Origin of the sequence: Idiomarina sp. UBA3162 (genome assembly GCF_002364475.1) — a bacterium.
Lineage (GTDB): Bacteria > Pseudomonadota > Gammaproteobacteria > Enterobacterales > Alteromonadaceae > Idiomarina.
In genome coordinates this window covers 1-24,293 of sequence record NZ_DEYI01000095.1, presented here as the reverse complement: position 1 = coordinate 24,293, position 24,293 = coordinate 1, and the positions used below count along the sequence as shown (strand labels likewise).

Annotated in this window: 22 protein-coding genes; 14 read left to right on the top strand and 8 right to left on the bottom strand. The window is 47.8% G+C overall.

Features of this window, described 5'->3' with window-relative positions; translation table 11 throughout:
* The first annotated feature begins 103 nt into the window (after window positions 1-103).
* The 6 genes from B2X00_RS11485 to B2X00_RS11460 are packed head-to-tail and all read left to right on the top strand — an operon-like array spanning window position 104 to window position 8,788.
* Window positions 104-319, top strand: coding sequence for a hypothetical protein (locus B2X00_RS11485; RefSeq protein WP_290487749.1), 216 nt, complete (start codon window positions 104-106; stop codon window positions 317-319).
* Between the two features lies 1 nt (window position 320).
* Window positions 321-1,070 (top strand): cellulose synthase operon protein YhjQ/BcsQ, encoded by a 750-nt coding sequence (locus B2X00_RS11480; RefSeq protein ID WP_290487748.1) that lies wholly within the window; start codon window positions 321-323, stop codon window positions 1,068-1,070.
* Window positions 1,055-3,571, top strand: coding sequence for a UDP-forming cellulose synthase catalytic subunit (bcsA, locus tag B2X00_RS11475; RefSeq protein WP_290487747.1), 2,517 nt, complete (start codon window positions 1,055-1,057; stop codon window positions 3,569-3,571). Before B2X00_RS11480 ends, bcsA begins: the two co-directional genes overlap by 16 nt.
* Window positions 3,568-5,802 (top strand): cellulose biosynthesis cyclic di-GMP-binding regulatory protein BcsB, encoded by a 2,235-nt coding sequence (locus B2X00_RS11470; RefSeq protein WP_290487746.1) that lies wholly within the window; start codon window positions 3,568-3,570, stop codon window positions 5,800-5,802. Before bcsA ends, B2X00_RS11470 begins: the two co-directional genes overlap by 4 nt.
* A 3-nt stretch (window positions 5,803-5,805) precedes the next feature.
* Complete coding sequence (gene bcsZ, locus B2X00_RS11465) at window positions 5,806-6,966, top strand: cellulose synthase complex periplasmic endoglucanase BcsZ (protein WP_290487745.1); 1,161 nt, start codon at window positions 5,806-5,808, stop codon at window positions 6,964-6,966.
* Window positions 6,956-8,788, top strand: coding sequence for a cellulose synthase subunit BcsC-related outer membrane protein (locus B2X00_RS11460; protein WP_290487743.1), 1,833 nt, complete (start codon window positions 6,956-6,958; stop codon window positions 8,786-8,788). The genes bcsZ and B2X00_RS11460 overlap by 11 nt, the downstream gene beginning before the upstream one ends.
* A gap of 5 nt (window positions 8,789-8,793) precedes the next feature.
* Here B2X00_RS11460 and feoB read toward each other — a convergent pair whose 3' ends face one another.
* A complete protein-coding gene (gene feoB / locus B2X00_RS11455) occupies window positions 8,794-10,611 on the bottom strand; it encodes a ferrous iron transporter B (protein WP_290487742.1) in 1,818 nt (605 codons plus the stop codon).
* Window positions 10,612-10,641: 30 nt separating this feature from the next.
* Window positions 10,642-10,878 carry a FeoA family protein gene (locus B2X00_RS11450; RefSeq protein ID WP_290487740.1) on the bottom strand — a complete coding sequence of 79 codons (237 nt, stop codon included), beginning with the start codon at window positions 10,876-10,878 and terminating at the stop codon, window positions 10,642-10,644.
* Between the two features lie 171 nt (window positions 10,879-11,049).
* On the opposite strand from B2X00_RS11450, the gene B2X00_RS11445 reads away from it, so the two are divergent.
* A complete protein-coding gene (locus tag B2X00_RS11445) occupies window positions 11,050-11,991 on the top strand; it encodes a D-2-hydroxyacid dehydrogenase (protein WP_290487738.1) in 942 nt (313 codons plus the stop codon).
* On the opposite strand, the gene B2X00_RS11440 is transcribed toward B2X00_RS11445, so the two are convergent.
* Complete coding sequence (locus B2X00_RS11440; protein ID WP_290487736.1) at window positions 11,973-12,515, bottom strand: DUF6436 domain-containing protein; 543 nt, start codon at window positions 12,513-12,515, stop codon at window positions 11,973-11,975. The genes B2X00_RS11445 and B2X00_RS11440 overlap by 19 nt on opposite strands.
* Window positions 12,516-12,634: 119 nt before the next feature.
* On the opposite strand from B2X00_RS11440, the gene B2X00_RS11435 reads away from it, so the two are divergent.
* Window positions 12,635-13,105 (top strand): DUF4199 domain-containing protein, encoded by a 471-nt coding sequence (locus tag B2X00_RS11435; protein ID WP_006955607.1) that lies wholly within the window; start codon window positions 12,635-12,637, stop codon window positions 13,103-13,105.
* A gap of 129 nt (window positions 13,106-13,234) precedes the next feature.
* Window positions 13,235-13,465 (top strand): helix-turn-helix domain-containing protein, encoded by a 231-nt coding sequence (locus B2X00_RS11430; RefSeq protein WP_290487735.1) that lies wholly within the window; start codon window positions 13,235-13,237, stop codon window positions 13,463-13,465.
* Here the strand turns inward: B2X00_RS11430 and B2X00_RS11425 are convergent.
* Entirely contained in the window at window positions 13,462-13,689 is a 228-nt protein-coding gene (locus B2X00_RS11425; protein ID WP_006955609.1) for a YgaP family membrane protein, read from the bottom strand. The two genes, B2X00_RS11430 and B2X00_RS11425, sit on opposite strands and share 4 nt — an antisense overlap.
* A 105-nt stretch (window positions 13,690-13,794) precedes the next feature.
* Between B2X00_RS11425 and B2X00_RS11420 the strand changes: the two genes are divergently transcribed.
* From B2X00_RS11420 to B2X00_RS11410, 3 genes are read left to right on the top strand one after another with little or no spacing between them, the layout of a single operon-like run.
* Complete coding sequence (locus tag B2X00_RS11420) at window positions 13,795-14,211, top strand: YqaA family protein (RefSeq protein WP_290487734.1); 417 nt, start codon at window positions 13,795-13,797, stop codon at window positions 14,209-14,211.
* Window positions 14,212-14,219: 8 nt separating this feature from the next.
* Window positions 14,220-14,801 (top strand): heme NO-binding domain-containing protein, encoded by a 582-nt coding sequence (locus B2X00_RS11415; protein ID WP_290487732.1) that lies wholly within the window; start codon window positions 14,220-14,222, stop codon window positions 14,799-14,801.
* Window positions 14,794-16,665, top strand: coding sequence for an EAL domain-containing protein (locus B2X00_RS11410; protein WP_290487730.1), 1,872 nt, complete (start codon window positions 14,794-14,796; stop codon window positions 16,663-16,665). Before B2X00_RS11415 ends, B2X00_RS11410 begins: the two co-directional genes overlap by 8 nt.
* Here B2X00_RS11410 and B2X00_RS11405 read toward each other — a convergent pair.
* Entirely contained in the window at window positions 16,662-18,455 is a 1,794-nt protein-coding gene (locus B2X00_RS11405; protein ID WP_290487728.1) for a phytase, read from the bottom strand. The genes B2X00_RS11410 and B2X00_RS11405 overlap by 4 nt on opposite strands.
* A gap of 24 nt (window positions 18,456-18,479) precedes the next feature.
* Window positions 18,480-21,023, bottom strand: coding sequence for a TonB-dependent receptor (locus B2X00_RS11400; protein WP_290487719.1), 2,544 nt, complete (start codon window positions 21,021-21,023; stop codon window positions 18,480-18,482).
* A gap of 194 nt (window positions 21,024-21,217) precedes the next feature.
* On the opposite strand from B2X00_RS11400, the gene B2X00_RS11395 reads away from it, so the two are divergent.
* Window positions 21,218-22,129 carry a GGDEF domain-containing protein gene (locus B2X00_RS11395; protein WP_290487718.1) on the top strand — a complete coding sequence of 304 codons (912 nt, stop codon included), beginning with the start codon at window positions 21,218-21,220 and terminating at the stop codon, window positions 22,127-22,129.
* A complete protein-coding gene (locus B2X00_RS11390; RefSeq protein ID WP_290487717.1) occupies window positions 22,107-23,111 on the top strand; it encodes a hypothetical protein in 1,005 nt (334 codons plus the stop codon). The genes B2X00_RS11395 and B2X00_RS11390 overlap by 23 nt, the downstream gene beginning before the upstream one ends.
* Before the next feature lie 4 nt (window positions 23,112-23,115).
* Here the strand turns inward: B2X00_RS11390 and B2X00_RS11385 are convergent, their stop codons facing one another.
* Together B2X00_RS11385 and B2X00_RS11380 are read right to left on the bottom strand one after the other, a co-directional pair.
* The gene (locus B2X00_RS11385) at window positions 23,116-23,964 is read right to left on the bottom strand and encodes a TraB/GumN family protein (protein ID WP_290487716.1); all 849 of its coding nucleotides are present in this window, start codon (window positions 23,962-23,964) and stop codon (window positions 23,116-23,118) included.
* Between the two features lie 31 nt (window positions 23,965-23,995).
* On the bottom strand, window positions 23,996-24,293 hold a 298-nt coding region (locus B2X00_RS11380; RefSeq protein ID WP_290487714.1), incomplete at its 5' end, for a helix-turn-helix domain-containing protein.

Genomic DNA, 24,293 nt, shown 5'->3' with positions numbered 1-24,293 from the left:
GTCACCTAAAAAACGAACAACTAAAATCATGTTGTACGAATATTAATTTTATATCATAATTATTACAATATAAATTACGTTAAAATATTTGTAACTTAAACATATGACAAATAAACTTTGGCGCAATAACTTATCCCAATCAACAAATGAAGCGCAAAGCTTCGAGAAACATGTTGCGGGATGGCAGCAAGAACAGTTTCTAGAGCTGAACGCGCCCGTTCGCGTGCAGCGCGCTCGTACCTATTGGCGCTTATTCGCCTCCGACCTCAAGTCGTTATGCAACGAGTACGGTACTCACCACTCACGAGGCGCTGAATAAATTGGCTATCATCACTGTCCAAAGCGTATTTTCGGGCGCTGGCGCAACCACCATTGCAGCCAATCTAAGTAATGCTCTACTTAGACAAGGCACTAAACTCAGCACAGTTGATGCGTGCTCCCATAATGATTTACGACTTTGGTATGGTATGCCGCTCTCACAGTCCGGAGGCTGGGCGTTGGGTTATCTCGATAACATCAGTGATAGCCGTGAATTTGCATTTCGTAGCGATTTCGGGGCGACCTTTCTGCCGTTAGGTGAAGTCAACGATAACTATGATCAACTCACCAATCGAATTGAGAGTGACCCTCAGCAATGGCTCAGTTGGTTAAAAGCGGGCAGTGATGATTGGTTGATCATCAATTTACCAAGCCACTGCACACGGTTATACCAAGCATTGATTCCATATGTCGATTTACATTTAGGCGTCTGGCAAGCTGAGCCTCGCGTGTATCCTCGCATGCAACAGTTTATTGTTAAACAAAATCTCCACAGTGAAGTGCCCAACGCGTTTGTGTTTCAAGAAAATGGCGTCGCTCCTCAACTCGAACTCAACCGAGATATTAGCAATATCATCAATCACGAACTCGCCGATGAAGTAACATCGCCTGTCGGTATTATGCGCGATCAACATGTCGCCGAAGCGCTTGCGACACAGCAAAGTTGTTATGAATACAGCATCGCAGCAAGCGCTAACGCTGATTTTGCTGAGTTAGCCAACTGGGTCGTTAAAAGATGTTCGCCCGCCTAGCTAATCAATGGCGTGAAGCTCGCCAATCTAAAAGTCGTCTCGCTAGTATCCGGCTTTTCACTGTTTTAGCGTTAGACCTGGTCTTTATTAATCGCCCTAAGGACGTGCATTTAAACGATCAGGGTATCGCCTACTGGATGCCGCAACTTGGTCAGAGACGCATACATTTGCTCGACCCTATCCGCTGGTTGATACAAGTGGGTTGGCTAGCATTTATTTATCAACCACCCGAGTCATCGGCGCGCCCTTCACCGTCTCAAGTTAAGCGACGTACTCAGTGGTTGGGCTATTTCGGGAGTAGCGTCAATCGCCTGCTCACGATTGCCTCAGCCCCCTTAAGACCTTTAGTGCGTAGCGAACGACGTGCCAATATCGGCTTACTCGCTATGGGTTTAGCGATTTTAGCGTTTGTGCTTACCCTGCCGATGGATGCCGCGCAACAAGGCCTTCTGCTACTTATTTTTTGGGGTATCGCTTTGTGGGTTCGTAAGCAAGCGGGCCAGTTCCCAATGATCGTGATGATGTTACTCTCTTTCTTTGTAAGTACTCGCTATATTTATTGGCGTATTACAGAGACCATTAACTGGAGTCACCCACTTGATGGCACACTTGGGTTCATCTTATTAAGCGCAGAAATATACGCGTGGGTTATCTTGCTATTCGGTTACATGCAAACAGTCTGGCCATTAAAGCGGAAAATTGCGAAATTGCCTGACAACCTTGATGAATGGCCATCGGTCGATATCTATATTCCGACGTATAATGAGCCACTTGCTGTCGTTAAACCCACCATCATGGCGGCACAGGCGATCGAGTGGCCTGCCGACAAGCTCAATGTCTATTTACTTGATGATGGCAGACGCAGTGAATATAAGCAGTTCTGTGAGCAATTAGGGGTGGGTTACATCGTGCGACCTAATGGTGTTCACGCCAAAGCAGGCAATCTAAATCATGCGTTGACCAAAACAAGTGGCGATTACATTGCCATTTTTGATTGCGACCACGTGCCCACTCGCGGGTTTCTGCAAATGACCATGGGCTGGTTTTTTAAAGACTCTAAACTGGCGCTCGTGCAAACCCCACACCACTTTTTCTCGCCCGATCCTTTTGAGCGTAATTTATCAATTTTCCGTAACCGTCCAAATGAAGGCGAACTTTTTTACGGATTAATTCAAGACGGGAATGACATGTGGAATGCCTCGTTTTTTTGTGGCTCATGTGCCGTACTGAAGCGTCAACCACTCGAGGAGGTTGGTGGAATTGCGGTTGAAACCGTTACTGAAGACGCCCATACAGCGCTGAAAATGCATCGTCGAGGCTATCAAACCGCTTACTTGAACATCCCTCTTGCTGCCGGTTTAGCGACAGAAAGCCTTGCTGATCATATCGGTCAACGGATGCGTTGGGCGCGCGGTATGGCACAAATTTTCAGGCTTGATAATCCGTTATTAGGCAAAGGCTTAAACTGGGCACAACGATTATGCTATAGCAATGCAATGCTCTATTTTTTGAACGGAGGTCCGCGCTTAATATTTCTAACTGCGCCGCTTGCATTCTTATTATTAGGCAGTTATATCGTTTATGCACCCGCCGTCATGATTGCCGTGTATGCATTACCACACATCATCCACGCGAATTTAACCAACTCGCGAAAGCAAGGTCAGTATCGACACTCATTTTGGGCGGAAATGTACGAGACCGTGTTAGCTTGGTACATACTTAAACCCACAACTGTCGCACTGTTTGCGCCTCATAAAGGTAAATTTAACGTTACCTCAAAAGGGCAGCGAGTCGATAAAAACTATTTTAACTGGCAGATTTCTACGCCCTATATCGTGCTCGTTTTAATCTCGTTACTTGGGTTCATTTTTGGTGTGTACAAATTTTTCACCATTGAAGACGATCAACAACTCACGGTCATTATTAATATGGTCTGGCTCACCTACAACCTAATCATTTTAGGTGGCGCAGTAGCGGTTGCTGAGGAGGCCAAGCAGCAACGATCCGCTCACCGTGTTGCGGTTGATATTCCAATACATGTCATCACTGAGTCGGAGCATAGTTTCAGCGCACGCATGGTCGACTTTTCGGCACAAGGCGTGGGGATCACTTTGCCGAGCCGGCAATTACTTCGTCCCGGACAATCCATATATTTAAATATTCAACAAGCCACATCGCGCCGTGCTTTACGTGCTGAGGTTATTTCATGCAGAGACGATGTCGCGGGTGTAGAACTAAAATTTGCCAATGCAGAAGAGGAACAAGCTTTTGTTATGGCCACTTTTGGACGTCTTGATGCGTGGCTTGGTTGGCGGCCGCACCAGGACGAACAACCGCTTGCTAGTCTGCGTGAAGTGGTCGGTTATGGTCTCACAGGTTACCAACGAATCGCGGCGCAAATAGCCCCGTATCTATTACCATTTTTTAAACATTTAAATTGGATTTGGCAAAAGCTCTCCACGTTTTTGCCTATTTACCCAGGTAAGGCGAGAAAATCATGAACACGCGTCAGTTAGTGGTATTTGTTATTGCAAGCATCATTGCATGCTCACTCGGTTCAGCTTCTATTCAGGCGCAGGAAAACGCGCCGAATCGCGAACTCAATGATGACTCAAACGTGCTGACTTATCGCACCCAATATCCGGTCGACGCACTTACGTCCCTGCAACAGTTACGCTTGGATGGTTTTACGCCAAGTATTGAGCTGGGCTTGGGTAGTCGCGCAGATCGCTTGGTCAATAGCGCAACCTTGACGCTTAATTATCGCTATTCACCGGCAATACTTGCAGATATCAGTCAAGTTAATATCCTGCTTAACTCTGAAACCGTTAAAACTATTTCGCTCAACGCTAATGACGCCGACACAACTCAGACAATCAGGGTCGATCTACCGGCGCCGTTATTTACCGACTATAACCGAATCACTTTTGAACTTGTCGCACAAAGCGTTAATGAACAATGTCGCGCACCAAGCGCGAGTACTTGGTTTGAAATTCTCTCTGGCAGCCAGTTAAATGTGAACTACCTGCAGCTTCCAGTCGCTAATGAATTGGCTTATTTCCCTGAGCCATTTTTCTATCGGTCGGATTTTTCAAACGTCAATATTCCATTCTTTTTGCCTGAGCAACAAAGCACTGAGTTGTTGACAGGCGCTGGTATCTTAGCCAGTTACTTTGCCAGTGAAACACAATGGCGACTGTTAGATATTAAACCGCATATTTATCAGCAAAAACGTGACCTTAATGATCAACTGCTTACCGCTTGGGGTCGCCATCATGCCGTAGTATTTATGACCAATGCGCAACGCCCGGCGGCATTTAAGCCACTGCCAGAGATTACTCAACCGCGGGTCGAGTTACTTGACCACCCGCTGTATCCTCAGCTTAAAGTGCTGGCAGTGATGGCGCCTGATGACACAGGTTTAATTGATGCTGCACAAGCGTTAGCCGCTGCCGCAGGTTCACTCAGTGGTGCCTATGCCACATTCAATCAGTTTGATGCGGAGCCTCGAGACCCTTACGCTGCGCCTAATTGGATCTCGACTGAGCGCGAAGTCAAATTCTCTGAATTGGTAAGTGATGTGAGCGAGTTACAACGTCATGGTGTGAAGGCGCCGCCAATTTCTGTCCCGCTCCGACTCCCACCAGACCTATTTATATGGCAGAAGTCGGGCGTGCCTTTGGATCTTGAATACCGTTATACCGCCCCCATCTCGAACGATGATAGTCGCTTGTTGGTATCCATAAACAACGAGTTTGTAAAATCGTTCAAACTCGATGAGTCAGGTGTTGCCAGCGGCGTAGGTGAATTACGCGTACCTATCATCGACACCCCTATACTGAGTGGTAACAATTTAGAGTTACCCGCGTTTAAACTCGGCGTAGTGAACCAATTACAGTTTAATTTTAAATTCAGCCAGATCGGTGGAGGTTGTAGTCTCCAACCCGCTAACTCATCGATCGGCGCGATAGATGGTTCAAGTACTATTGATCTTGTCGGTTTTGATCACTATGCACAACTGCCCGACTTACAGCTGTTCGCAAAGGCAGGCTACCCTTTCTCACGGTACGATGACCTGTCAAATACTTTGATCGTGCTAGACGAAGAGCCGAGTCTTGACCTGCTCTCACTATTTTTCGCCAATATAGCTAAAATGAGTGCATCAACCGGTTATCCCGTTTACAACCTGAGCGTGACTCACGTTGAACAGGTGCCGAACAACGCTAGCGAGGATATTTTGGTGCTGGGTCAAAGCGCGACACAACAATGGTTAGCGCGGTTTGGCGATAAGAACCTAACGGCTCAACTGTTAGGGCACAAACTAGCGGGTCAATCGCAATTGTTCGCTAACCCAAACGCAGTACTACAAAATAGTGGGCCGTTGGCGGCTTTGGTTGCCTTTCAATCACCATTAAATCCGGCAGCGTCAGTAGTGATGCAAACGGCTACGTCCAGTGAGCATCTCAATATGCTCAAGGAACGCTTGCTCTCGCCCAGCGATAGTATCCAATTTCATGGCTTTTTAAGCTTGGTTTCTGTCGCGGGTATCACCAACTACGCGGCAACTCAGCAGTATTTTATTGGTGACTTAAGTTTTTGGAATCAGGTTAAATACCACACGGCTCAGCACCCCTTTATTTTGGTGTTAGTGGTATTATTTGCCGTACTCGTAGTTGCCTTGGGTCTGTACCGTTGGCTAAGAAGCAGTGCCAAACGTAAGCAGGAGCTATAGTTTATGGGTTTGCGTTGGTTGCTCCCGCTGTGTTTGATCGTCACAGCCATCCTGAGTGGTTGTGACAGGTCACCCCAACAAAAAACTGAAATGTGGCAACCCAAACCACAAACACTGCAATTCGGTTATCACTGGCAGCGCTTTAATGAACAACTCATTGACGATCAGTTTAGAGTTATTGATCGTAGCAGCGACGCTTTAATAACCACGTCCGAGGGTCAGGTCTATAGCCTGCTCTTTAGTTTGTTTGCAAACCAACCAGAGCATTTTGAAAAACTATTAGCATGGCTCGAAAACAACCTTGCTGACGGTGACCTCACTAAACAATTACCCGCATGGCAATGGGGCTACAACGCCCCGACAGACAGTTGGGAAGTGCTCGATACCAACTCGGCGACCGACGTCGACGTTCTGTTAATTTACGCGCTTTATCATGCAGCAGATGTCTGGCAAAAACCTGCTTATCGAGCGACAGCAGAGGCACTCACGCAACACCTAATGCAACAAACGGTCACGTTTAGAAATGGCGACTTGCTTCTGTTACCCGCGCCTATCGGATTTAACAAAGCCGATCGCATTACGTTTAACCCAAGTTATGCGCCGCTTTTTGTTCTAGATGGCCTGTATCGTTTGAGTAACGATGCGCGTTGGCTCGCGCTCGCGCAAGCACAGCAGAGATTCATGCTTAAGCATAACCCGAGCGGCGTCGTAGCCGATTGGTTGACCGTGTCCGACAACGGCGAAGTGCTCAACGCTGAAGAGGCTGAGGGTAGTTACGATGCCATACGCAGTTATTATTGGTTTGCCCTCGATCCTAAGCAGCGTTTGTTAGAACATTACCTCACTATGGCGCACGAAAGTCAGTCGCGCTCCCAACCGCCCGAAACCTTAGATTGGTTAACCGGAGATGCTAGCGGCGAGGCGAATATCGGGTTCTCAGCACTGCTTATCCCCTACTTTAAGCAAACAGCACCACTCGCCTACCGTCACGCGTTACAACGGGTCGAGACCACGCCAGTGACAGACTATGCTGAGCATTACTATGATCACGTACTCATTTTATTTGGACTTGCTTACCAGCAGTGCTTTACAGTGAATGCTGATGGCACCCTCAATCTATTTTGGGCTTCTGGCGATATGAACAAGGCTTGCTATGCGAATTAACGTGTTACTCAATTTACTGCTTGTTACGGGTTTTCAAACAGCATCTCTACCCGCATTAGCGCAAACGTCAGACGCAATCGACCTATTAATCGAACGTATAGAGCAAGCTGAAGCAGCGGGCAGAAACTATCACCGAGATCGGCTCATTGAACAGTTACAACGCACAGCGCCCAATCACCCACGTGCTATCGAATTTAGACTCATTGATGCGTTAGCAAGTAATGATTTACCACGTGCCCAACAACTCCTCGATGAATTGCAGAAATCACAACCCAATGGTGACGCAGCACAACGGAGTCGGGAGCGGATTCGGTTGGCACAGCCGCCTTACCAATCGCTCATCGCCCAGGCAAGGCTCAATATGCTGACAGGTAAAACCGATATTGCGCGGACACTCTATCAGCAGGTTTACCAACAAGAGCCGCGGCTCGAGCCCTATCGTTCAGATTGGCGCGAATTAGAACGGTTAGCTCAACAATCGGTTGAGGAGCCTGTCGTCGTTGAGGTTGAGACCGAATCCAGCACGCCTAACGAGGCAGAAACAACGCCAAAAGCGCGCCGCACCCGCACGGTGACCTATTCGCCTATCGTGAGTGATAGCGGCACTGCCGCAAGAAGCGCTACCACACTGAGTACCGCGCCAGCGGTTACTGTAGCAACGGACTCAAGCAACGCGGTCAATTCGGAACTAAAAAACCAAGGCCCCTATTTAACTGTCGGTTTTCTGCGCAATGAGCGCGACTCCGTCGATGGCAACACGTCATTTGCAAGCGATACCCTGTTGCTCGAATACCGTAGGCCCACAGAGACCGGCATTTGGACATTTAAAGTGGATGGCTTTGTCACCGAAGCTGGCGAATTTGATTTAACCAACACCTTCCAAAAAGACCGTTTTGGAACGGGGTTGCTATGCCAAACAGCCGCATGTAATCAAGGTCTACTGCCTAATTTAAAAGAAAATGGCGCCTCTATCGGCATCGCCTTTGATAGCGATATCTGGCATGCGGACATAGGCTTAAGCCCCATTGGGTTTGATAAAACTGAACTGCTAGGTGGTCTAGAATACAGTGGTGACCTCGGCGAATTCGGTTGGAGTTTAGGTATAGAGCGAAGGATCGAAACGACATCCGTTTTAACCTTTTCAGGCCAGCAGGATCCATTTTCCTCGCGTCACTGGGGGCCCGTAGTTCGTCAAGGTGTTGGAGGCAGTCTCAATTGGGATCAGGGCGGCCTGATGGGTTGGTGGTCTAACTTTGGTGTCAACCATTATGGCGGGCGCAATGTTGATAGTAATAAACAGTGGTATGCCTATACGGGTGTTTATTTTCGCATCATTGATACTGAAGCCTTTGCGTTTACTTCAGGGCTCACTGCACTGAGTTGGGGATTCGATAAAAATCGCGGTGAGACCACTTTTGGCCACGGTGGTTACTATAGCCCAGCGCACTACGCGTCGCTGAGTTTGCCGATTGAGTTTTATGGTCGAATCGATCGTTTCTCATATATTTTACGTGCCTCATTCGGCCAATCCACCAGTCGTTTAGATGATGCTGAATTTTATCCAACATCTAATCTGCTTCAACAGCAAGCCGGAAACCCTATTCATACCGGTAACCCAGATGGTGGTGGATTCGGTCGTAGCTTTCGTGCCGCCTTTGAGTACCGAATAACTAATCATTGGAGTGTGGGTTTAAATGCACAAATCGAGCGCTCAGAATTCTATACACCTAACAATTACCAACTGTATTTTCGATACCACTTTGACGGTGATGGGAACGCATTCAGACCGCCGAACCCACCCTCGCGTTACGTTGATTTTTAATTTCATTAAACAATGTGGGCTGCGATTACAGCAATGAGATAAGCTAAAATACCGTAGCCTGCATATAACCCCCACGCGATTCGACTTTTACCCGTTTCTGCACGTAACATCGCGACCGTTGCAACACATTGCAATGCAACAACATAAAACAACAGCAAGCCAATGCCGGCACCTAAGGTCAATCCATCAGCCTGGATCTGCGCCGCTAAGCCGGCAATATTTTCCTCGGCACCCGACATACCAAACATCGTGCCCAGCGCACCGACAAACACTTCACGCGCTAAAAACGACATGATCATCGCCACGCCATAGCGCCAATCTAAACCCAGCGGCTCAAAGACAGGCTCAATAAAGTGACCAATTTTACCCAATAATGAGTTTTCTAGACCTGCGCCTTGGGGGAAATAGCCCAACGTCCATAAGCATAAGGAAATAACAAAAATAACGGGGGCCGCACGTTTGATAAATTGCAAACCACTGTTGATCACACGTTGAAATAGCGGCTTCCAGTGCGGCAAACGATACGAAGGCAGTTCTAAAATAAACGGCATGTCTTTGAGTTCTTTGCTTTTACGCGTAAACACATTCATCAATGTACTCACGACGAGCGCCATCAGAATCCCGAAGAAATACAGCCCAAAAAAGGCAGCACCCTGTAGGTCAAACACGCCTAAAAACGTCGCATCTTTTGGAATAAGCACGGCTATCAGTAAGGCGTATACCGGCAATCGCGCTGAGCACGACATCAGTGGAATAGTGAGCATCGTAATCAGACGTTTGCGCGGCGACTCGATGGTACGCGCCGCCATAATCGCTGGTATAGCACACGCATGACCCGATAAATAGGGGATAAAGCTACGCCCAGACAAACCAAATAAACTCAATGGCTTATGGCATATGAGCGCCGCTCGCGCCAAATAGCCGCTATCCTCTAATACACCAATAATAAGTGTCAAAACCATGATTTGCGGAACAAACACTAAAAACGCGCCGACGCCGCCAAATATAGCATCATTTAAAAAGTCAGAAACAATGCCTGGCCCTATCACTCCCGTTAGTGCGCTGGCGATCCAGCCTATAGCCGCCTCGGTGCCATCCATGAGCGGCTGCGCCCAAGTAAAAATACTCTGAAACAAGAAAAACATAATCGCTAGAAACGCAATACCACCCAGCACATTATTCAGCAGAAAGGTATCAATACGGTTCTGATTTTTGAGCACCACATCGGAGCGAATACCATACTCCGCGTTAATCTCACGCGCGCGCTCGATGAATTTTCTTTGCTCGCCAAGCTGAATGTTTAGCTCAGTAGGCGCTTGTGCTTGTTTCGCCAAGCTTGGCAAAGCTTCCTTAAAGGCGGCAACGCCCTTAAGCGTTTTTGCAGAGAGCGCGTAGACCGGCGCACCAAGTTCCTTTTGCAACGCTTTGATATCAATATTCAAACCATAACGCTCAACCTCATCGATCATATTCAGCACAAAAACAACGGCTTTATTATTTTTACGCGCCAAAGCCTGAACTTGAAGTGCAAAGACTAAACTACGCTCAAGTCGCGCCGCGTCTAACACGCATACGACGAGTCGCGTATCATCATCGTCTACAGCGAGGTTTAACTTTTCGACAGCGATTTCTTCGTCTTTTGATAGGCTATGTAGTGAATAAGTACCAGGAAAGTCGACCACTTCAAACTGATCAAATTGACCCGTCTTCAGCTCGACGGTGACACCGGGGAAATTTGCGACCTTTTGTCGTAAGCCGGTTAATTGGTTGAACAACAAGCTCTTACCACAGTTGGGTTTCCCCACTAAGACAATGCGTTCCATATACGACCCAAGTTGTTTTAAATGATAGGCTTAGCTGGCCAAAGCAAGGTTAATTTTTTCAGCAACCGCTTGTTCGAGTGAGTAAACACAATCACCGACTTGCACCACCAAAGGACCTTTAAAGGGCGAGCGGCGGACGCACACGACTTGCTGCCCCTTACTGAACCCCATTTCTTGCAACCGGCTGATAACCGGTCCCGTCAGCTGCGAGTTAATTGTCTCAACGACAGCAGCTTGCTTAGCCTTTAATTCCCAAAGTGTTTTCATACGCCCTCCCGAATGAGAACTATTATCATAAATATTAAGATTATCTTCAATAGATTGCTTGATCCAAAGCAAGTTCCTATCTAATGTGGTAAAACGCAGTCTGGCAGGGCTTATTAGGCGAGTCGTAAAGCCAAACGTACAACTTAGCAAGCTAACTAACTGGAGTATAAAATGAGAGGAGTCATACTCGACGCTGCCAGCTTAGGCAATGATGTCGATTGGCAACCCATCGCAGCACAATTGGATGACTGGCAAGTATTCAATGAAACCACAGCTGAGCAAGTGGTGGAACGTATCCAAGATGCCGATATCGTATTCAGCAATAAAGTGGTGCTTGATACCGAAACGCTACGCTCTGCGACTCAACTCAAATGGATAGGCATTTTAGCCACGGGCACCAACAATATCGATCAGGACACGGCTAACGCACGCGGCATTAAGGTCGCTAATGTTGAAGCGTACGGAACCGCCAGTGTGGCTCAACACACGCTCACTTTAATGCTTAACCTTGCGACGCAAGCACAAAGGTATCATCAGCTCGTTGCCTCAGGTGCGTGGCAAACGGCGTCTCGTTTCTGCTTAGATGACTTCCCGGTGGTTCAGTTAGCCGGCAAACACTTGGTTATAGTCGGTCATGGTGAGTTAGGACAAGCCGTGGAATCCTTAGCAAAAGCTTTTGGCATGAAAGTATCGATAGCGGCTCGTCCCGGCAAGAAAAACGATCCACGCCCCAGCCTCGATCATTTATTGCCCGAAGCGGACGTCATTTCGTTTCATTGCCCATTAACCGATGATACGAGAGACCTATTAAACAGCAACAATTTAGCGCACTGCAAACCGGGATTACTCATCGTGAACGCCGCTCGGGGTGGGATCGTTAATGAACACGATGCGGTTGAGGCTTTAAGAAACGGTATCATTGCTGGTTTGGCAGTCGACGTACTGTCAAAGGAGCCACCCCGCAACGGCAATCCCCTGCTCGATGCGATTAACGAACCACTTAATTTAATCGTCACGCCTCACTCCGCGTGGTTAGCGCCAGAGGCACGCCAAGCAATTATCAATATTAGTGCCAATAACTTGCGTCAGTTTCTTCAGGATGATGGGCAATAACATCCGCGAGCCACGGTATTCACCCAACCAGAGTCGAGCGGTTTAGCAGCCGCTCCAACGCGTTGTATGAGTGGTTCAATAAAGCTGCTTTCGGTATTACAAAACGCGCCGTCTGCGTAGGGCCCCAAATAAACAAGCTCACTGTTGGCATCGAAAATGATCACTGCAGGGGTGGCTGGCAAAAATTGCTTAAGCATCGGCAACTCGTTGAGCGACAATTCGACATTGGTGCCATTACTGTTATTTACTTTACGCTTAACGACCTGCTTATGAGCTTCTGTTCGCCAATTACATATACAGTGGGTATCCAGCACATGAAAAACGCGTGACTGTGTTTTATAGCCTTGCTGACGTAGCCACTGCCCGAGGCGTTCGCCGACTTGTCCCTGCGGGACTTGTGCCTGCAACTGCCCAGATTGATCGAACCACATTAACGGCTGATACAGCAAATAACTACTCAGCGCGATGACCAGCACCAGTGCGCCGACGGCTACGGCAGTGAGTTTAACTCGTGTTTTATTCAAACCTACACGCCCGACGATAAGAAATCGCTCTATTTTGGCATAATTTATACTTATCACGAAGCCAAATAATCGCTTATAGTGTTGATGTACATTACAAAAAATCAACAAAGGATTGAGTTATGAAAGAGCTCAAATGGGGTATTATTTTTAGTATCGCAATGCTGCTCTGGTTGACGGTTGAGCGACTCGCTGGCTTGCACCATCAAAATATCGAGTACCATTTCTTTCTCACCAATATCTTCGCAATTATCGCCATCGCCATTTACGTTCTCGCCCTACGCGATAAAAAGCAGAGTTTACCCGAGCAGAAAATGACGTGGCTGACCGGCTTTATCAGCGGCGTTAAGCTTACCCTCGTGGTGGCTATCTTAGCGCCCTTAGTGCAGTTAATCTTTCATACCACGATATCGCCCGAGTTTTTTGACAATATGCGTCATCACGCGGTCGCCTCAGGCATGATGAGTGATATGAGAGCTGAAGAATATTTTACCCTCACCGCCTATATCTTCCAGTCTATTGTTGGTGCAATCGGCTTAGGGTTAATCACCAGTGCGATCGTTGCTTTCTTTTTACGTTCAAAAGACACGTAACGCACGCAACTAAACCTTCAAAAAAGCGTCTTATCTCTGACAAATAGTTTTGCCATCGTAATGCGCCTGTTGATCCTTTAGGACTCAGGCGCGTAACCATAGCTCAGTTGTATTGCAGTAGAGGTAAAGATGTCACCAATTAAGTCAAATTTCATCGCTAAAGATTTTGCGCGTCGCGTTAAACAACGCCGCAAGACACTGATGCTTCCAATGACTCAACTCGCTAAGAAGTTGGGCGTAAGCGAACCTGAATATACCCAAATCGAATCAGGAACACGTCCGCCTTCGCGCAAGCTACTAACGCAGATCTCGATAGAACTGCGCACCTCTGAGAAGTGGCTTGTCGAGGGTGGTTATTAAACACCCTCTCGATTCAATTTTGCCAGTTCTCGTTCGGTTTTTAGTCCTAGCACGCGGTTAAAAAAGATCGCGGCAGGACAGAACCCGGTAAACGATTGCTGTAATAAATTAGCCCCGACAAACACCGTCAACCACACGAATCCTGAATGGACCCATACCGTTAGTGCCACAGATAATAAAATCATGATGCCAGCAAATGCTGTAACCGCTTTTTCAACACTCATGGTAACACCCCATAAATATACAATATGTTTTTATATATAATATCAATTGAGCCTGTTTACAAGTAAAATAAGCGCCATAAATCTTCTTATCCTAAGTGCGCTCGAATGCTCGCAGGCTACCTATCCCTTTTTTTCACCTCACTCATTGCCGCTACGTTATTTCCGATGGGCTCCGAGTTAGTGCTTATTGGGTTAATTAAAAACGGTTGGCCAATGGTGACGACGGTTGCTGTTGCTTCGGTCGGGAATGTCCTGGGTTCAGCTATCAACTACGTGGTCGGCTACCTACTCCACAAAGGCTTTATGCAGACTCACTTAAAAGTCTATAAAGCAAATCTGACAAGGGCTGAAGCGATCTTTCGAAAATTCGGCCGTTGGACCTTACTTTTTGCCTGGCTACCGATTATTGGTGATCCATTAACACTGTTTGCTGGTTTATCTAGGGTTAATTTTGGTTTATTTTTGCTGTTAGTGTCTGTGGGAAAAGTGGCGCGCTATGCCGTAATAGCCACCAGCGTTTAGGGATAAATATGATTGGAATCATTCAGCAAGTGCTGCTCGAGCTACTCGAAGAGAAAGGTGGCGAAGAACTTAAACAACGTGTTTTAAAACGAGCCCACGTTGACCCATCGGTAAATTATCGTATTGACAAAAACTACAGTGATGACGAATGTCTTCGATTAATTGCAGCGTCTGTCGAAGAGACAGGTTTTACCGAAAGCGAAGTCTATGCCCTTTACGCCTCGGCATTTCTTCAAAAGGCGCGGTCTTTGTTTCCTCGATTTTTTGAAATCGCAGACGATTCAGAAGGTTTCTTGCTACGGCAAGCGCGCATTCACGCTGTTATGGCTTCCGGATTAAAACAACAGGATGAACGACAGCATGTCAATGATAAGTTTTCTGCCTCGCCAATTGAGCCCGGTGTAGTCAGGGTCATTTACCGATCCCCTAATGGTCTCTGTCGATTGTATCAAGCCCTAGCATTTGAAGTCGCCTCACTGTATGGCGATGAAATTGAATTCAACGAACCCTGTTGCATGCATAAAGGCGCGGTACATTGTGAATTTATAATAACGTGGCCACATAAACGTCAGGAGGTGGCTCATGACTGATGCTGATCACCCGTCGCTACGCCAAGTCATTACTCAAATCGCCGACCAGTTATGCGACACCATCGATAACAACTTCGATATTCACGTAAGCGTTGATACGCAAGATACTGAAGGTCAAAAACTTGCGCTACTCGTCAACTTTTTATTGGAGAACGTACGCCGCTCGCTGACTGATATGCAGTCACTTAATGAGCAACTCGAAGACAAAGTGAAAGAACGTACCTCTTTACTTGACCTCATTTTAGCGGGCTCAAATGATGGTGTGTGGATTTGGGACATCGCGAAAGATGAACTGACATTGTCAGGTCGTTGGTACTCAATGCTCGAACTCCCCCACGACGCTAATACCCAATCGCCTGAGTTTTGGTATCAACAAATTCATCCCGCTGATCGTGAGCGCTTCAGCAATGCTATTCGACGCTTACGCAAAGGCGAATCTGAGCATCTCAATGTCGAATATCGCGTCAAAACAACGCGCCACGGATACCGATGGATGCTGTGTCGAGGCGTTTGTCAAAAAGATAATCAGCAGCAATGTTCAATCGTCGCCGGCACACAAACAGACATATCCGCGATGCGTATCTTTGACCAAGAGTCTGGCATGCCCAATGAGCGCTACTTACGTGAACGTGTCGAAGATGCGCTTGATGAGCAACAACCCTTGTTTTTGATTTATATCACTGTTGAAAATATCGATGCGATACTCAATGCAAGCGAGCATGCCAGTAATGCTCGCTTGTATCCAGTAATTCAAGAACGACTGAACCAAGTCAATGGTGTACACCTCGTAGCAAGTAAACTCAGCGCCATCACCTTTGCTGTCATGGGCTTTGAATCGGAGTTGACCCAGAGCGGTTTAACCATTGAGGACGTATGTCAGCAGATACGTGATAACTGTGCCAATACTCACAATACGTTTAAAGAGGATGCTCGCTTTGAGGTGGCGGTCGGTGCGGTCGCTTCCTCCATGCTAAAAATTGACCAGTCACAGCAGCTCATCAACTATGCTTGGTCAGCACTGCGACGCGCACGCCAGTTAGGGCAAACGTGTATTTTTACTGAGACCCATATTACTCAGGATAGTCGCCGTATTCGCGTAGAGCAGGAGTTGCGACGTAGCCTGATGCAAAATGCACTGGCACCGGATTATCAAGCAATTTACGCAGGAAAAACCAAACAACTTATTGGGTTCGAGGCGCTTGCGCGATTTCGGCACCCCGAGCTCGGCATTGTATCACCGGGGGAGTTTATTCCCATCGCTGAAGACTCGGGACTGATGCGAGAATTGGGCTATGCAATCTTAGACCGCACCATCGAGACCATTCAAACATGGCAGAATAACGCACTGCGCAATCATCCGTTTTATATCGCCGTCAACGTCTCAGCGATACAGCTTGAAGATCCCTACTTCGCCGATAATGTATTAGCTAAACTTGAAGGTGCAGGTGTCGACCCGCAGCGATTAAAACTCGAAGTAACCGAATCAACGCTGGTCGAGAGTTTTAAAAGTGCTGCCTTGCAACTCGATAAACTCCGCCACAATGGCGTAAGAATTGCCTTGGATGATTTTGGTACCGGTTACTCATCATTAAGCTATTTACGTAGTTTATCCATCGACACGCTCAAAATTGATCGGAGTTTTGTCGCTAAGTTGCATGAAAATGAACAAAAAGCCGCAATCATAAAGACAGTCTATGAGTTAGCCACACAGCTCAGACTGTCCGTCGTCGCTGAAGGTGTTGAGGAAGTCGAAGAGCTCAACTTCCTCAATAATATCGGTGATATGGCGATTCAAGGCTTTTTACTTGCTCGCCCGATGCCCGCAGAGCAGGCTATCGCTCAAGTATCACAACATCGCAACTAGTCGAGTACCGTCTGCAGTGGGACTAACTTTAAGTTTTGTCCCGCTTCGGGCATCCGATTGCGCCCATCTTGAACAACTAACGCGCCCTGCTCAAACCCTTTCCCAAGAGACTGTGTGGTGACCTCAAGCCCATCCGTTTCAGACGCACCGTCAATCCCTAACTCAACGTTCGTTCGAATTCGGAAGTGATGACGCAACGTGTAAGGCGCTTCAGCATCAAAAATCACATAGCTATCACTGCCCTGGCTCGACACAAACAGCAGCGTCTCGCTATTGTATTGCGCAAGCGCTAAACCTTCGATGTCAGGCACAATTTCGGCGACATCAGTGGCCTTGATGATTAACTCTCCCTGTTCAGCACTATTAACGGCCGCATCAAATAGCCAGATGCCAACATCCTCTTCCCCAACGAACAGCCGTTGTGTTTTATCGTCAACCACACACCCTTCCGGCTGAGAAGGAACAGACATTTCGCGGACCTTTTTAACGTCATCAACGCCCTTGATCCAAAACTGTTGAATGCGACCTGACTTGCCGTTTACATAAACTGATAGTCTATCGGTGTGCTCTTCATAGCCCATACACAGACCGTATATCTCGTCCAGATCAGTACTCACCTGTTGCGCCATGCTGACTTCGCCAGCTTGACTAATATCGAAGAACTGAAGACTGTTGTTGTCACGCAGCGAAGCGACTGCCACGTTGCCTCTGACATCCACGTTATTCAAACGACCGACGGCTAAGTGCTGCACTATTTCACCGTTCATTGAATAAACGTAGAGTCCAGTCCGTTTATCGGTTGCTAAAATGAGACTTTCCTCGGCCGCACTAGGTGATACCCAAATGGCTGGGTCATCAATCGCGTCGCCACGACGCGGTGACGGTTCAGTTTCAAGCGTTGCTGCCACTTGCGCGATGGGTTTCACCGCGGTATGCCGTTCGGCATCGCCTTGCACGACTCCAACTTCAACCATATGGTCGCCCGCCTCTCGTGTCAGCAATACACGTGCATCCGGCAACAGAGAAATATCCTGATATTCGTGCGTGGTAGAAATGAGCTGTGCCTCGGTTTCGCCTAGCGTATCTTCTTGAGTCGAAATCTTAAGTAACCGCGCAGGTGCCTCCTCCAGCGCCAGTAAACGGCCATCCTGCATAACGCTGAGTGCTTTTATTTCACCTTGAATATGTCCAAAAGGAGCACGTACCGCTTTTAGGTGACGTTTTTCCTCTGCTTCGGGTTCAGCATTATAAGCCCAAACCGACTGATCAGATTCAGCGACATAGAGCACGCCACGCTGCGAGTCGACCGCACAGGCAGTTGAATCGTAGGGCACGTTTAAATCACGAATCGTAATCGGCTCTTTCAACCAAGTTTCATCTTGTCTTAACAAACGTTGTTCTGCGCCACCGCGGCCTCCAATCAAGAACAGCGATAACTGACTGTTCTCGGCACTGTCATAGAAGCACAGATCTTCGACCACTCGTGTTTCAATCTCACCTTTATATAAAGGCAGTAAGCGTCCCTGATGATAACGCCATACAAACAGCTCTTGGGTATCGCCTTCCATCGCTGCCAATATCGACTCACGCTCACCTAAGACATAATGTTTCAAATGATAAAAATCGCCTGCAATCAGCTGTTGTTCGCCGCGAGTAATGCCCTTACTGGTCACCTTTAAAACCGAGTTATCGGGTAAAATCTCACGGTGTCGTTCGTTAGCTTTAGCGCTACCAGTGTGAAAAGCCAAAAACATGGATGCACTGAGGACTGCTACTTTAAATAAATTCATTTTTAATCTCTCTAATCTAGTTGCTTACCAATTAACCCACTGCACACCCAAGGTGTAACTGCGACCATAAGATTCATACTGCGCGTTGTAGCGCTTGTCGCCGGTGTAAACAAAGTACGCTTCGTCAGTGATATTGTTGACGGCAAAATTAATACTGAGCTGATCACTGATTAGCCATTTGCTGGAGAAATCCAAAGTGAGATTATCGTCTTCGTAAATGTCATAGCGGCTGTCTTCAACATCGCCCAGTTCTGCGAGGTACTTCGATTTATAGTTCGCCGCCAACCGCAGACTCAGCTGTTGTGTTTCATAGCCAATCGCAACGTTTGCCGTGGTATCCGACTGACTCGGCAACGGAATATCACGCTCCATAAGTTCGCCATCATCCAGCCAATCAACCGTTGCTTCAGAATCGGTAAAAGTCAGGTTGGTATTAATCAGAAAGTTATCTAACCAGTTATTAAAACCGCTGAACTGGTGCACTAAGTTAAACTCTAAACCAGCGACGTAAGCGTCATCGCCATTAATGTAAGTCACCGCCTCGTCAAATGATTCATAACCTGGACGACCCGCAATATCCGCTTCATAAACAAAGTTTTTAATCGATTTATAAAACGCGGTGGCAGAGATAACACCCAAGGTTTCATCGTAGTGTTCAATCCCCAGATCGAGGTTGCGTGAAGTCAAGGGTTCGAGTGCAGGGTTACCAAATTCAGCTTTAATATCACCGTCGTCATTTTCAACAAAATAGCTCGGACGGATTTGTTCAAAGCTAGGACGCACCAAACCCGTGCTATAAGCCATGCGCACAATTGTCGCGTTGCTCAGCTCATAACGGCCAATTAAACTCGGTAGCCACTGAGCATCGCTGAATTCGGCATACTCTGGCGAGAACTCATTCAACTCATCATTATAACGAGTTCCGCGCGCATCACGTTGCTCGTGTTCGTAGCGTGCGCCAGCGATCACCTGCCATGGACCCGAATTCACATCAGCCATAAAATACGCGGCATTAATATCTTCATCGATCTGATACTGTGCAATACGTGACTCCACCTCATCACGGAAGTCAGTCAACACTAACGTATTTAATGTTCCCCACAGCGCATCCGCGGAAATACCCGGACCAAATCGGTCAAAGCCATAGTCAACGTTGCTAGTTGCATAATCTGCAAGGGTAAGTGCCGAAACACCTAAATCAGCAAAATCTTCAACAATGAAGATATCCTCACGAGCGGTTTTCTCGCGCCGACTGATACGCATACCGCCTTTGAAGGTGACTTGGTAACTCGGTTGTAGCCAATCGTAAGCCAAATCAACTTTCAGGCTATCTGCATTCTCTTCGGTATACGCATCACTGACTTCAACTTCATCGATGCTATACCCCTCAGCTTGATAAGCCCTATCAGGGGCGAGTAATTGTAGTTGTTCAACACCTCGATAGCCCAAGCCGTCATCAAACGATTGCACAAACTGAGCCCCACCAATCGCAAACGGTTGCGATTCACTCGCTTCACTGGTACCGAGCTCTATTGTCAATTGCCAATCTTGCCACGTTTGCTCAGTACCTATCATGTAGGCCTGTATTTCCTGCGTCTCTTTGCGATCTTTGAGCTCACGGGTGACTTCACCAGCGCTTGCAGTATTCTCAGCGAGCGGATCTTCAAACTCAGTGATAATCCCTTGGCGAATTTCAGTATCTGCAAACTTGCTATACAGCGAACGTAGGTAATATTGCGACGTATCACTTGGTCGGTAATCAAGATTTAATGCCAAGCCCGTTCGCTCTCGTGTAACTTGATAAGCACGCTGTTCGAACTCTTCTAAACCGGGCTCATCAAAATCCCAATTGCCACCTGTTTCAACATTATCCGTGCTAAATGAACGATCTTGATAGCTACCTGCGATAGCGATACCCAAACTGTCTTGTTTGTCGCCGATGTCAAAGGTATTACTGGCTACTGCTGAGAATTTCGGGTTGGTCTCGCTCGCTTGTGCGTTATAACCCAGCTCCGATGAAAGCGAGTAAAAAGCACCCTCGCGATCAAACGCCGTCATACTCTTAAGTTCAATATTTCCACCTAAGCTACCTGCAGGAATATCCGGCGTCAGCGTTTTACTGACAACAACCGATTCAAGCAAGTCAGATGGGATCACATCCAGCGCAACTGCGCGACGGCCCGCTTCGGGTGCTGCTAATGACGTGCCATTGTAAGACACAGAGTTCAGATCCGGCGCCAAACCACGAATACGGATAAACCGCCCTTCGCCCTGGTCGCGCTCTACCGATAAACCCGGCATACGCTGCAGTGCGTCACTCACGCTGTCGTCTTGCAATTTGCCCATATCATCTTTTTTTAGAACGTTGATGATACCGCCTGCATCACGTTGTTGCTGAACGGCCTTTTTAACGGATTCGCGGTAGCCAATCGTGAGAACTTCTTCAATGGGTGCGTCTTGTGCTTGCTGTTTTGATGTATTGGATTCCGTCTGCTGAGTTTGTGCAGCTGCATAACTACTACTAAGCGCAGCAGCGACACAATAAACGAGGTAAGTTTTTTTCATCATGTTCATGCCCTGGTGGTGAATGGTCGGCACATACTCTAGGTGGCTAACATGTCATTTTATGTGCCACGAACAGGTTGCGATGAGCTGTTCGGATTGCAGTCCGAACAGCTCAATTAAGTGACGTTTCTGTCATGTAAATGTCATGCTGCTCCTGTACCTTAAACATGTGCATAGGCACTGCATGGAGCTCAGGTATGTCGCGCAATACGCTTTTATCTCGCATGGTTTATGACTGGCGCCTGCCTTTCATGATGTGCATACTCGCGGTCTCACTGTTGCTTGCCAGTCAAGTCGGCTCCCTCAAACCCCGTTCCGCTATCGATCCGCTTGACATTATCGGTGAGTTTTCGACCTTATTGATTGTCTTGGTCGGCTTGGTTCTGATTGTGACGCAGCGACTCGATGGGGCTGTCACTCGACTGTTTTTTTGGGGCGGCTGTGTACTGATTTTTTCACTATCACTGGATCTGCTGGATGAGTTTTTCAGCTATCCAGAAGCGCTGCGGCTCATGAGTTGGCTAGAATCATTACCACAACCTTTCGGTTTAGTGATTCTCGGATTTGGTGCCGCTGAGTGGATAAAAGAGCAGCGCCAAGTGCGTCGTCAACTCGGTGTCCGAGAGAAACACTTACGTGCCCATGAGTGGGTTGACCCACTCACGACGTTATACACACTCCCCTACTTTGAAAAAGTGCTTGAGCGTGAGCTTGCACTGCACAAACACCATCGCCAACACGTGGTGATGGCGAGTATCAACTTACAGGCATTCGCTCGTTACAATGAAGAGATGGGCATGCAGGCCGGCGACCTTCTACTGAACAAAGTGAGTGAGCTGACCGCTTTGTACTTACGTCCCGGCGACTGCCTATGTCGCTACCACAGTGATCAGTTTCTTATACTATTACCGGCAACCGACTTTCCTGAAGCGCTCAGCCTGATTCGACTATTGGCAGAAATGCTGCGGGAACAACTTGCCTTACCCCATTATATGGCGATAAAAACACGTGTAAGACGTGTTAATGAGGTGTCTCCGAAACACGCGATGAAACAATTATTGCAGCAACCAGAAGCGATTATTGCCGATGCGTCGCGAGCCCATCATTAAATCACGCGAGCTCATTGCTCGACCGCTGCTTAAAGCACTACTGCCTATCGCCGAGCGGCGCGGTGTGAGTCCTCATCAACTGCTTAAAGGCACGCACGTGTTTGATGCTGAACTCAAGCCTTCAGCAGGACGCTGTAGTGAGCAGGATCTGGCGTATATTATTACAGCGGCAGAACAGCTGATCGGCGATGCGCAGCTCTGGCCCCTAGTCGTTCAATCCCTGCACCAGCAAAGGCTGTGTCCCGCGTTTGATTGCATTCGCTACGCCAACACATTTAGCGCTGCACTACTATACTCTCTGCGCTATCAAACGTTGTTGCACCCTTTTATACTGGTACGCCCTAAGCGGTTACAGCAACGCCTTCACATAGACTGGCTTCCCGTTTCGGGGCTGTCCGGTAAACACAATAAAACATTCCGTGACGCATGCGACAAATTGATGTTGGCGTTGGTAATACATATAGCTCGGAATTGCCAAGTTAATTTGTCCGATTGGCGAATCGGCGTACATAATCCCGATAGCCTCCCCGTCAGCTGGCAAACGTGGATAGGCACTATCGACTCGCGCCCTATTCCATGTCTTTCGTTGCCCATGCATCACTTACCGACAAATAATCCAACAGCCTCTGCCAATAACTTTCAACAGGCGCGATCATTTGCCGAACTGCAACATGAAACCCTAAACACCCAGGCCCCCCTAACTGAAGCGCTCTCTTGGATGTTAAAGAAAGCAAAGCAGGGGGATGAATCATCACTGGTGGAACTGTCCAGCGCCCTCAACATGAGTGCTTCGACGTGTAAGCGACTACTCGCCTCACAAGGCATGAACTTTAAACGACTGGCAGACTATGCGCGGCTGAAATATTTCCTCTACCACTCAGAGGCTAAACCGCACACGCAAGCGGAACTCGCTGCTAAACTTGGCTACAGCCACGCAAACAACCTCAGGCGAGCCCGCCGACGCTGGCTCGCCAGTTTTTAAGCGTTTAGTCCACCTCACTGACACGGTATCCGGTTTCCTCAAGCAGCGTCAGTACGCCCTCATCACCCACTAGATGACCCGCACCGACCGCGATAAACGCGCTATCGCTTTGGTTATCTGTGGCGAGTTTAGCGATCCATTCGCGGTTACGTTTATAGAGAAGTTCTTCAGCCATTTGCGGAGGCATTGAGTCGTTTAATAGCTTGCCGAGTGCGGTTAAGTCGCCCTCCTGCCAACTAGCGATAATGCCATCTAGAACCTCATTAACCTGGTCAATTTCAGTCAACGTTTGCTCAATAATCTCTTGCTCACCTACATCACTTTGCGCCTGCACCAACGCATTGATCTGACGCTCAACTGTTTCCAAACTTTTAATAGGCATGCTGTTGGCATCTGCAAATTGCTCAATTTTACTTTCGACGCCCGCCTCTTGCGCATAGCCTGCGTGGTTAACTGCAGTAGCGACTAACACAATTTGTGCGAACCAGGCATTGAGTGGGTTGAGGTTTTGCTCTGGGATGCCATATTGTTGAGCGACCTGTGTAAACGCCTGCCAAGTCTCACTATCAACGTTCTCTTCTAGCGAGCCTTGTGAGCGCATCGCATGAGCCATAAACGCTGCCTGTGCATTCTTTAATTTTTCTGGTGCTACTTCCATCCAGATCACTTCACTTTGAGCCAGTGCATCTTGTGCCTGGTCAGAAAGTGCAAAACCGTCTCCCTTCGCGGCATGCACCGTACCCATGATCCAAAGTGTCTTGTCGCCCTGCACGGCCTTATAAAAGACCTCCGCCGAGCTTAGCGTACTCCAGAGCAATGCTAATAACGTAACGATGACGATTTTTAATTTCATGATATGTATCCTTTATTTTTATTCTTTGCGATCAGCGTTGGGTAATGAATAAGGTTAATGCCACACCAATAAACATTCCCACCACCAAAGTCACCAAGAGTGGCAGCGCATCGACCCAGGTTGGTCGCTGTGTATGATTGGGTTGTTCGGTGGAAGGTTCACTCCGCACACTGTTGTCGGCATCCTCGACCAACTCCTCGCGTGCGAGTTGGCATACCGCACACAGTGCCTGCACGGTGTCTTTTGAGCCAATACCGTCGCGCTCGACCCGCTGGATTGTACGCAAGCTGACACCACATGCGTCGGCGAGTTGTTGTTGCGTCCAGTCC